10 protein-coding genes are annotated in these 10,911 nt (G+C 55.3%); 1 reads left to right on the forward strand and 9 read right to left on the reverse strand.

Annotated features, from left to right (window positions below; genetic code table 11):
• The first annotated feature begins 5 nt into the window (after window positions 1–5).
• Window positions 6–515, forward strand: coding sequence for a DUF721 domain-containing protein (locus IBT47_RS23715; protein WP_105595359.1), 510 nt, complete (start codon window positions 6–8; stop codon window positions 513–515).
• A gap of 12 nt (window positions 516–527) precedes the next feature.
• Here the strand turns inward: IBT47_RS23715 and lpxC are convergent, their stop codons facing one another.
• The 9 genes from lpxC to murD all read right to left on the reverse strand — a co-directional run bounded on the left by lpxC (window position 528) and on the right by murD (window position 10,911).
• Window positions 528–1,445 carry a UDP-3-O-acyl-N-acetylglucosamine deacetylase gene (gene lpxC / locus IBT47_RS23720; RefSeq protein ID WP_200563478.1) on the reverse strand — a complete coding sequence of 306 codons (918 nt, stop codon included), beginning with the start codon at window positions 1,443–1,445 and terminating at the stop codon, window positions 528–530.
• A gap of 103 nt (window positions 1,446–1,548) precedes the next feature.
• A complete protein-coding gene (gene ftsZ, locus IBT47_RS23725; protein ID WP_105595357.1) occupies window positions 1,549–2,703 on the reverse strand; it encodes a cell division protein FtsZ in 1,155 nt (384 codons plus the stop codon).
• Between the two features lie 78 nt (window positions 2,704–2,781).
• The gene (ftsA, locus tag IBT47_RS23730) at window positions 2,782–4,038 is read right to left on the reverse strand and encodes a cell division protein FtsA (protein WP_105595356.1); all 1,257 of its coding nucleotides are present in this window, start codon (window positions 4,036–4,038) and stop codon (window positions 2,782–2,784) included.
• On the reverse strand, window positions 4,035–4,874 hold the full coding sequence (gene ftsQ / locus IBT47_RS23735) for a cell division protein FtsQ (protein WP_105595355.1): 840 nt from the start codon (window positions 4,872–4,874) through the stop codon (window positions 4,035–4,037). Before ftsQ ends, ftsA begins: the two co-directional genes overlap by 4 nt.
• 1 nt (window position 4,875) lies before the next feature.
• A complete protein-coding gene (locus tag IBT47_RS23740; protein ID WP_200563464.1) occupies window positions 4,876–5,796 on the reverse strand; it encodes a D-alanine--D-alanine ligase in 921 nt (306 codons plus the stop codon).
• On the reverse strand, window positions 5,789–7,264 hold the full coding sequence (gene murC, locus IBT47_RS23745) for a UDP-N-acetylmuramate--L-alanine ligase (RefSeq protein ID WP_200563466.1): 1,476 nt from the start codon (window positions 7,262–7,264) through the stop codon (window positions 5,789–5,791). The genes IBT47_RS23740 and murC overlap by 8 nt, the downstream gene beginning before the upstream one ends.
• A 60-nt stretch (window positions 7,265–7,324) precedes the next feature.
• Entirely contained in the window at window positions 7,325–8,383 is a 1,059-nt protein-coding gene (gene murG, locus IBT47_RS23750; protein ID WP_200563468.1) for an undecaprenyldiphospho-muramoylpentapeptide beta-N-acetylglucosaminyltransferase, read from the reverse strand.
• 3 nt (window positions 8,384–8,386) lie between these two features.
• Window positions 8,387–9,595: a cell division protein FtsW gene (gene ftsW / locus IBT47_RS23755; RefSeq protein WP_105595351.1), complete on the reverse strand. Its 1,209-nt coding sequence runs from the start codon at window positions 9,593–9,595 to the stop codon at window positions 8,387–8,389.
• Window positions 9,595–10,911 carry a UDP-N-acetylmuramoyl-L-alanine--D-glutamate ligase gene (gene murD, locus IBT47_RS23760; protein ID WP_200563470.1) on the reverse strand — a complete coding sequence of 439 codons (1,317 nt, stop codon included), beginning with the start codon at window positions 10,909–10,911 and terminating at the stop codon, window positions 9,595–9,597. The genes ftsW and murD overlap by 1 nt, the downstream gene beginning before the upstream one ends.

The raw sequence follows: 10,911 nt of genomic DNA on the forward strand, positions 1-10,911 counted from the left end.
TAACTATGCGTGATAGTCGCCCACAATCAATTGAAAGTTATTTCGACCAGGCCCAGGATAAAAGCATGCTGCAAAATATTCAGCAGCGCGCGATTGCCCTGAATAAGCTGAATCGCGCAGTGCAGGGAGTTATTCCCGCTCAGCTGCATCCCTGGTGCCGTGTGGCTAATTTTCGCCAGGGAATTCTGGTGATCGAAACGGCTAACGCCAGCTGGTTGATGCGTTTACGCTATGAGCAATCCAGCCTGCTGTCAGCATTACGTGCCCAAATATTACCATCATTGACGTCGATCGACATCAGGATTAATCCTTCCCTCGCGGCAAAAGGACATGAATCCGTTCAAGAAAGCAGCATTCAGGCGCAGAAAGCAGAAAAACCGCCAGTGAGGCAGTTGAGTGAACATAGTGCGGAGATTTTACGCAGTGTCGCGAGCCAAAGCCCGGAAAAACTTAAAAAGATATTAGAACGACTGGCCTCGCTGGCCGGAGAGAGTACCAGCTCAACCAGTCGTTAGAGTGGTTATGGCTTACGCCAGAACCAGATTTGGTGCTTTGAATGTCACCGGGAGTTCAGCTTCGTGTTCAAACGTTGCCCATTCCCACGCTTCTTGCTTAGCCAGAACCGCCTGCAGTAACTTGTTGTTCAATGCATGACCCGATTTGAATGCGGTAAACGCACCAATAATGTTATGGCCACACATGTACAGGTCACCGATCGCGTCGAGCATTTTGTGACGTACGAATTCGTCTTCGAAGCGTAAACCGTCTTCGTTCAATACGCGGTAGTCATCCACCACGATTGCACAGTCAAAACTGCCGCCCAGGCACAGGCCACGAGACTGCAGCGCTTCGATATCACGCATAAAACCGAAAGTACGAGCACGGCTGATCTGACGCGCAAAGGCTTCAGCAGAGAAGTCCATGCGGTAGCGCTGAGAGCTGGAGTCGATTGCCGGATGGTTAAAATCAATGGTGAAATCCAAAGAGAAACCATTATGCGGCGAAAGCTCGGCCCATTTGTCGCCGTCTTCAACCCGGACAGGCTGTTTGATGCGGACAAATTTCTTCGCGCTATTCAGTTCTTCAATACCGGCATCCATCAGCAGATAGATAAAGGGTGCGGCGCTACCGTCCATAATAGGAATTTCAGGCGCGTTAACTTCCACCACAATATTATCGATGCCGAGGCCGGCAAGGGCAGCGTTCAGATGTTCGACTGTCGAAATACGCACGTCATGCTCATTCACCAGGCAAGTACAGAGCATGGTATCACGCACGGATTTTGCATCAGCCGGAAAATCTACCGGTGGATTCAAGTCAGTGCGGCGATAGATGACCCCGGTATTAGCCGGCGCAGGGCGTAACGTCAGCGTGACTTTTTTGCCGGTGTGTAAACCGACGCCAGTCGTCTGAACAATACGTTTTAATGTCCGTTGTTTGATCATCGCATTATCTCGCAAAAAAATCCTATCCGATCGCCAGTTTACTGCACTGGCGGGCGAATAGTTTAACACAAAGAGTGAATTTTCCCACTTTTTAGGTAAATTCTTAATCCGCCTGCTTACGCAGGAAGGCCGGAATATCCAGGTAATCTGGCTCTTTGTTGGTCTGAGGACTTTGATCGTTAACCACTTTTGCAGCAGGTTTCTGTTCCTGCGGCAGCGGTGACATACCGTGCTGCTGGTAACGATGGTCCATTACAGGCTGAGAAGACTGCTTGTTAGTCACCAGCGTGATTTCTGGACGTTTGTCCATGCCGATACCGGTTGCCACCACGGTGACGCGCAGTTCGTCGTTCATTTCCGGATCCAGTGATGTACCGATAACTACGGTAGCATTGTCGGATGCGAAGGCACGGATGGTGTTACCCACGGTTTCGAATTCGTCGAGACGCAGATCGAAGCCAGCGGTAATGTTAACCAACACGCCGCGTGCACCAGACAAGTCGATATCTTCCAGCAGCGGGCTGGAGATCGCCATTTCTGCTGCTTCTTCCGCACGATCTTCACCGCAAGCCACGCCGGAACCCATCATCGCATAGCCCATTTCGGACATCACGGTACGCACGTCAGCAAAGTCAACGTTCATCAGACCCGGTCGGGTGATCAGTTCCGCAATACCCTGCACGGCGCCTTTCAGTACGTCGTTAGCCGCACCAAATGCATCAAGCAGGGAAATTCCGCGGCCCAGAACTTTCAGCAGCTTGTCGTTCGGGATAGTGATCAGTGAATCGACGTGCTTAGACAGCTCGGCAATACCCTGCTCGGCAAACGCCATGCGTTTTTTGCCTTCGAAATTAAATGGCTTGGTCACCACGGCAACGGTCAGGATGCCCAGCTCTTTCGCCACTTCGGCAACAACAGGCGCAGCACCTGTTCCGGTACCACCGCCCATACCGGCAGCGATAAACACCATGTCCGCACCATCCAGTGCCTGACGCAGTGCTTCACGATCTTCTTCGGCAGAGTTACGGCCGACTTCCGGGTTTGCACCCGCGCCCAGACCTTTGGTAATTCCGTTACCAATCTGGATTGTCTGGCCGACTGCGGTTTTGCGCAGGGCCTGAGCATCTGTATTTACCGCGAAGAACTCAACGCCTTCGATACGTTCACGCACCATATGCTCTACGGCATTACCACCGCCGCCGCCGACGCCGATGACTTTAATCACCGCGTCATTGGTTAATTCCATAGGTTCAAACATAATTTCTCTCCGTTTATGTGCCTGTTCGCCTGGAGATCACTAATACTAATAAGACTAGCATGATCTCTATGGTAAAAATTAAAACTCTTTTCTCAGCCAGCTGTTGATTCTCTTGAACCAGTTACCCACTGAGGCTCTTTTTTCTACTTCTGCTTCACCGCTGAGGTGAGATTCTTTTCCGTAGTGCAGTAAGCCAACCGCCGTTGAGTAGTAAGGCTCCTGCGCGTAATCCGTTAATCCTGTGATGTTTAGCGGCTGTCCGATACGCACCTGCGTGTGGAAAACACGCTGGGCGCAAGCCGCCAATCCTTCAATCTGCGCCGCGCCGCCGGTCAGAACGATACCGGCCGCGAGGTGATGTTTAACGCCCTGCTGGCGAAGCTGTTCCTGCAATTGCAGGATCTCGTCGTTGACGAGATTCAGCAGCTCGGTGTAACGCGGCTCGATAACCTCAGCCAGCGTCTGACGCTGCAGGCTGCGCGGTGGTCGGCCACCCACGCTCGGCACTTCAACGTTTTCATCTTTGCCAACGATAGAACCAAGCGCACAACCGTGACGGACTTTAATCGCCTCGGCATCCGTTGGCGGCGTACCAAAAGCATAAGCGATATCGCTGGTTACCACGTTACCCGCATAAGGAATAACTTTGGTGTGACGCAGCGCGCCGCCGGTATAAACCGCGATGTCCATCGTGCCACCGCCGACATCCACCACGCAGACGCCCAGTTCACGTTCGTCTTCGGTCAACACAGCAAAACTTGAGGCCAGCCCGGCAAAAATCAGCTGATCTACTTTCAGGCCACAGCGTTCTACCGCTTTGACGATGTTCTTCGCCATATCGTTGTGGCAGGTGATCAGATGCACTTTTGCCTGCATGCGCACGCCGGATAATCCAACCGGGTTTTTGATCCCTTCCTGATAGTCGATCGCGTATTCTTGCGGAATAACATGGAGGATGCGGTGTTCATCACGAACACGGACGGATTTCGCAGTGTGAACCACGTTTTCCACATCTTCCTGGGTTACTTCCTCTTCTGAAATAGGAACCATCCCTATTTCGTTCTGGCAGCTGATATGTTTGCCCGACAGCGCCAGATAAACCGAAGAAATCTGACAATCTGCCATTAGCTCAGCCTGGTCGATAGCGCGCTGAACGCACTTCACTACCGATTCCAGGTCGTTAACGCCACCTTTATCCATGCCGCGAGACGGGCAGCTGCCCACCCCGATAATATTGACCATGCCATCGGGCAGGACTTCTCCTACCAGGGCGGCAACCTTCGCGGTGCCTATCTCGAGTCCAACTACCAGTTTTCTGTCCGTCGACTTGATCATTGTTGTTTAGCCTGTACCTGATTCTGTTGCTGATGACTTTCAGCGCTAGTAATGAGTTCGGGTGTCCATCCTACTGCCGCGCCAGAGTCATAACGCAGGTCCACGTAGCTGATACGCTTGTTTTCCGCCTGGCCCTGCTGTTGCAGAGTCGGGTAGAGATCGATAAAGCGTTTTAACCGCTTCATATCTTCGCTACGCCCCAGCTCCAGGCGGGTATCATCATCTAACACCAGCTGCCATGATCGACGTGCGGTCATTGACGCAGCCTTTAACTTAAACTTGCTCGCCGCCAGTACATCCCGCATCTGGTGGTAGCCGGTCAACACTTCCGTTTCGCTCCCTTCCGGGCCATACAGCAGCGGTAACACTTCTTTATCCTGATGGCTGGCCGGAACGCTGAACGATTTCCCGTCGGCATCAACCATGTGCACATCATTCCACCGTGCAACCGGAACATACTCAACCAGATGAATCTTTAATTCGTCCGGCCACTGCTTGCGCACGCTCACCTGTTGTATCCACGGCAAACGTTCGATCTGCTGCTGGATGATGTCCACGTCCTGCGACATAAAGGTGCCGGGTTCGCCAAGCGATAAAATCGCCTGACGAATATCATCGTTCCTGGTGTAGTGGGTTTGCCCCGTTACTACCAGCTTCGATAACGGCAGTCTTGATGCATCGTTCATCCACTTCAATACGACAAAACCGCCGGCCAGCATGGTGCCGATAACCATCAGCAAAAACAGTATCCCGGCCAGGCGTGAGCCATTGCTACGCCCGGTTCGCGCTTTCTCCTGCGCTTCGCGGTTTCGAACGTTTAACGCCGCCTGAGACATATCAGTCGGCCAGTTCCAGAATACGTACTACCAGCTGTGAGAAGCTCAGGCCCGCCTGCTTAGCCGCCATCGGTACCAGACTGTGGCTGGTCATCCCTGGCGAGGTGTTCACCTCAAGCAGGTAAAAACGACCGTCACCGCCCATCATCACGTCAACACGGCCCCAGCCGCTGCATCCCAGCGCGCGCCATGCGGCGATCACCAGTTGGCTCAGCTCTGCTTCCTGCTCATCGTTTAACCCTGACGGGCAGAAATATTGCGTATCATCAGAAATGTACTTCGCCTGATAATCATAAAATTCGCTGGCTGCCTGAATTCGAATAGATGGCATAATCTGGTCGCCGATCACCGCAACGGTGTATTCCGGACCGCTGAGGAAGGCTTCAACCAGCACTTCGTCATCGTGGCGGAAAGCTTCCACCAGCGCTGCATGCAGCTGAGAAGCATGGTTCACGCGGGAAATCCCCACGCTGGAACCTTCACGGCTTGGCTTCACAAACAGCGGCATACCGAGGGCAGCGATGCTGTCAGCGACCTCACCGTCGATACCGGCATCCATCTGCTTGCGGGTTAACGCCACATACGGCGAAACCGGCAGCCCACAGCCCTGCCAGAGGAACTTACTGCGCAGCTTGTCCATGGTAATCGCTGATGCCATCACGCCACTGCCGGTGTAAGGAATATTCAGGAACTCCAGAACCCCTTGCAGCGTGCCGTCTTCGCCACCGCGACCGTGTAGAGCAATAAAGGCTTTGGTGAAGCCCTGTTCTTTCAGGCTCAGTACAGGAACATCGCGAATATCTACCGGATGTGCATCCACGCCCGCTTCTTGCAGTCCGGCCAGCACGGCCGCACCTGATAACAGAGATACGTCACGCTCTGCGGACGTTCCACCCAGCAATACCGCTACTTTATCAGCCATGATATTCCTCTTCTTTCGTCTGCGGTTGTAACTTCAGCTCTGCCAGTTTGCGGGCAATACGCCCAACGTTTCCTGCGCCCTGCACCAGAATCAAATCATTGCCGGAAAGCTTCGGCAGCAGAGTTTCCAGTACGGCGTCATGATCGGAAACCAGAATCGGGTCTACTTTGCCGCGGCCGCGAATCGTGCGGCACAGTGACCGGCTATCGGCCCCGGGAATGGCGGTTTCACCGGCAGAATAGACGTCCAGCATCAGCAATACATCGACCTGCGACAGCACGTTAGCGAAATCGTCATACAGATCGCGAGTACGCGTGTAGCGATGCGGCTGGAAAATCATCACCAGGTTTTTGTCCGGCCAGCCCGCGCGTGCGGCCTTAATCGTAACGTCAACTTCGGTCGGATGATGTCCATAGTCATCAACCAGCATCGCCGTACCCGCCTGACCATTGGCTTCTGCCAGCGGGTATTCGCCGAGGAAGTCAAAGCGACGTCCGGTGCCCTGGAAGCTTTCCAGCGCGCTGAGAATATCTTCATCCTCAATGCCTTCTTCTGTGGCAACCGCCACGGCAGCAGCGGCATTCAGCGCGTTATGGCGGCCCGGCGCGTTCAGCGTGACGTGCATGAGCGGCTTATCGTGGCGAACCAGCGTGAAAATGCCCTGTGCGCCACGCTGTTCGTAATTTTCAACCCGCACATCAGCATCATCGCTGAAGCCATAGGTAGTGATCTGACGCCCGACGCGCGGCAGTAGATCGCGAATTACGGCGTCATCGATACACAGCACCGCACGGCCGTAAAACGGCAGGTTGTGCAGGAAGTTGATAAACGTCTGCTTTAGGTTCTCAAAGTCGCCCTGGTACGTATCCATATGATCGGCTTCGATATTGGTAACAATCGCCACCATCGGCTGCAGATGGAGGAATGACGCATCACTCTCATCCGCTTCAGCGATCAGGTAACGGCTGCTGCCCAGACGAGCATGGGTGCCCGCGGCTTTAACCAACCCACCGTTTACGAATGTCGGGTCCAGTCCGCCTTCGGCATAAATGCTGGAAACCATCGCCGTCGTAGTGGTTTTCCCGTGAGTTCCGGCGATTGCAATGCCGTGACGGAAACGCATCAGTTCGGCCAGCATCTCTGCGCGGCGGATCACCGGGATACGTGCTTCACGGGCAGCCACCACTTCCGGGTTATCCTGTGCCACCGCAGTCGACACCACCACCACGCTGGCGTCGCTAACGTTTTCCGGGCGGTGGTTGAAATAGATCGTTGCGCCCAGCGTGCTCAGATGCTGGGTCACCGCATTCGGTGCCAGGTCGGAGCCGCTGATTTCATAACCTTCATTCGCCAACACTTCGGCAATACCGCCCATGCCGGCACCACCGATGCCAACAAAATGGATGTGCCGGACGCGACGCATCTCGGGCACGATAGAACGCAGTTTTGCCAGTTGTTGTGTATTCATCTCTTCTTTGCCACACCTGTGTTTCTTTGAGTCGGGTAATCCCGACTCTGCAAATAGTGTTTACAGCGCCGCTTTGCTGACTTCAGCAGCGACGCGCTCTGTAGCATCCGGGATGGCAACGGCGCGGGCCTTTTCGGCCATCTGCAGCAGCGTTGCGCGATCCCAGCCTGCCAGCGTTGAGGCAACCGTTTCAGCGGTAAACTGCGGCTGCTCATAAATTTTTGCGGCACCGGCCTGCTCAAGCGGTAGCGCGTTCCAGTACTGCTGGCGATCTTTATGCTGGAACGGAACGAAAATCGCCGGTAATCCTGCCGCCGCGACTTCGCTGACGGTTAACGCACCGGAGCGACATACCACAACGTCCGCCCAGGCATAGGCTGCGGCCATGTCATCAATAAATTCGGTGACTTTATGCTGGGTCTGCCCCACCTGTGCATAAGCCTGATTAACGCTGTCCAGCGCGCCCTTCCCGACCTGATGCCACAATGTAATGCTGTCGCCCAGGATCGCAGCCACCTGTGGCAGAGTCTGATTCAGTACGCGCGCACCCTGACTGCCGCCGATCACCAGTACTCGCACCGGGCCATCGCGACCGGTCAGACGTTCTGCCGGTAACGGCAGCGCCAGCACGTCGGTACGCACCGGGTTACCGACAACTTCCGCATTCGGAAACGCCCCCGGGAACGCCTGCATCACTTTTTTGGCAATTTTTGCCAGCCACTTGTTGGTCAGCCCGGCAATACCATTTTGCTCATGCAACACGATCGGAATACCGCAGCTCCATGCCGCCAGACCGCCAGGACCGGAAACATAACCGCCCATTCCCAGCACCACATCCGGCTGCCAGCTTTTCATTATCGCCCGCGCCTGGCGCCAGGCGTTAAAGATCCGAAGCGGAGCAGCCAGCTGCGCCTTGATACCTTTACCGCGCAGTCCGCTAATGCGGATAAACTCGATGTCGATTCCGTGTTTTGGCACCAGGTCCGCTTCCATTCGATCTGCGGTTCCCAGCCAGCGCACCTGCCAGCCCTGTGCCATCAGATGGTGCGCAACTGCCAGCCCGGGGAAAACGTGCCCCCCGGTTCCACCGGCCATCACCATCAGTCGCTTTCCACTCATCGACTAACCTCGCGTAAACGCCTGGGCTTTTGCCAGACGCGTTTCATAATCAATACGTAACAACAACACGATGGCGGTCGACATAATAATCAGACTCGATCCACCGTAACTGATCAGCGGCAGCGTCAGGCCTTTGGTCGGTAACATACCCGCCGCAGCGCCAACGTTAACCAGAGCCTGGAAGCTGAACCAGACGCCGATTGAACACGCCAGAAAGCCCGCAAATCGCTGATCGATCTCTAACGCCTTGCGCCCGATGGACATCGCGCGAAAAGCGACGAAGAATACCATTAACAACGCGAAAACCACACCGATATAACCCAGTTCTTCCCCAATAATCGAGAAGATAAAATCGGTATGCGCCTCGGGTAAATATTCCAGTTTTTGCACCGAGTTCCCAAGACCCTGGCCCCAGAATTCTCCGCGACCAAAAGCCATCAACGACTGGGTTAACTGGTAGCCGCTACCAAACGGATCTTCCCACGGGTTCCAGAACGATGTGACGCGTCGCATACGATACGGTTCCGCTACAATCAGCAGGCAAACGGCAAAAATCCCGGAGCCGATGATCGCCAGGAACTGCCATAACTTCGCTCCCGCAAGGAACAGCATCGCCAACGTAGTAACAAAGAGCACCACCACGGTTCCCAGGTCAGGCTGCGCCAGCAGCAGCACGGCCAGCACCACCATCACGCCCATTGGCTTACAGAAGCCCCAGAAGTTATGGCGAACCTCTTCAACTTTGCGCACCAGATAGCTGGCCAGATAGCAAAACAGGGACAGCTTTGACAGCTCCGCAGGCTGAATACGCAGCGGCCCGAGGGCAATCCAGCGCGATGCACCGTTCACCGAGCTTCCCACCACCAGTACCACCAACAGCATAAAAATCGTCACCATCAGCATGATATTGCTGTAGCGCTGCCAGAAGGCCATTGGCACCCGTAGCGTGACCAGCGACATGCCGAACGCCAGTGCAATATAGAACGCATCACGCTTGGCGAAATAAAACGGATCGTCTGAGAGGCGCTGCCCCACCGGCATGGATGCTGACGTCACCATCACAAAGCCGATAATCGCCAGGCCAAAGGTCAGCCACAGCAGCGTTCGGTCGTACAGCACCATTGAGTTGGTATCGCTTTCGCGCGATCCCATCACCCAGCCCTTCAGGCGATCGGAAATGCCACCAGCAAGGCTCAGACCGGGTAATCGCATCAGCCCATCTCCTGTGCCAGCTGGGCAAACAGGTCGCCGCGCTGCTCAAAGTTTTTGAACTGATCGAGGCTGGCACAGGCGGGTGACAGCAGCACCATATCGCCCGATTTCACCTGAGCGGCAATCTGCGCCATCGCTTCAGCCATCGTGTTTGTTTGTACGGAAATTTCAGGCCGCAGCGCCGCCAGCTCAGCACCATCACGACCAAAGCAGTAAACGCGAATGTTATCGCCCTGCAGGAACCGGGTCAGCGAACTGAAATCGGCGGACTTGCCGTCCCCGCCCAGCAGCAGCCAGAGCGTGCCAGCAACCTGTAAACCATTCAGCGCCGCCTCGGTACTGCCGACGTTGGTGGCTTTAGAGTCGTTAATCCAGCGCACACCGTTATTTTCACGCACCAGCTGGAAGCGATGCGCCAGCCCGGCAAAGGTCGTCAGTGCTTTCAGGCTGGTCGCACGCGGCAGGCCAGCGGCATCCGCCAGCGCCAGCGCGGCCAGCGCATTGGTGTAGTTATGCTGGCCCGTCAGGTTCATTTCCGCAGTATTCAGCACCTTCTCACCTTTAACCCGCAGCCAGGTACTGCCCTGCTGGCGATTAAGATGGTAGTCACCAACGTCCACGCCGAAGCTGACACAGCGCTGGTCTGCACCGCGTACCGGCATGGTCATAGCGTCATCCGCGTTGACCACGCATACCGCAGCGTTTTCATAAATTCGTAACTTAGCCGCACGATACTGCTGCATGCCGAGCGGGTAGCGGTCCATATGATCTTCAGTCACGTTGAGGATCGTTGCCGCCGCCGCGTGCAGACTGCTTGTGGTTTCCAACTGGAAGCTGGAAAGCTCCAGTACGTACAGCTGCGCCGGTTTATCCAGCAGCATCAGCGCCGGCAGGCCGATATTGCCGCCAACACCCACCTGCCAGCCTGCGGCCTCGGCCATTTCGCCGACCAGCGTGGTGACGGTGCTTTTACCGTTAGAGCCGGTAATGGCGACAATCGGTGCCTGAGCCTCGCGGCAGAACAGTTCGATATCACCGACAATTTCAACGCCCGCTTCCGCTGCATCCATCAGCGCAGGATGCGCCAGCGCCATTCCCGGGCTGGCGACTATCAGGTCAGCGTCCAGAAGCCAGCTGTCGTTCAGCGACCCCAGCCAGCATTCAACCGCCGCCGGGAGTTTTTCCAGCCCAGGCGGAACGACACGGGTATCCATCACGCGCGGCGTCACGCCACGCGCTAAAAAGAAATCAACACAGGAAAGGCCGGTCAGGCCCAGCCCGATGATGACAACTTTTTTACCCTGATAGTCAGCCAT

It is taken from the genome of Erwinia sp. S43 (assembly GCF_016624745.1).
Classification (GTDB): Bacteria; Pseudomonadota; Gammaproteobacteria; order Enterobacterales; family Enterobacteriaceae; genus Erwinia; species Erwinia coffeiphila.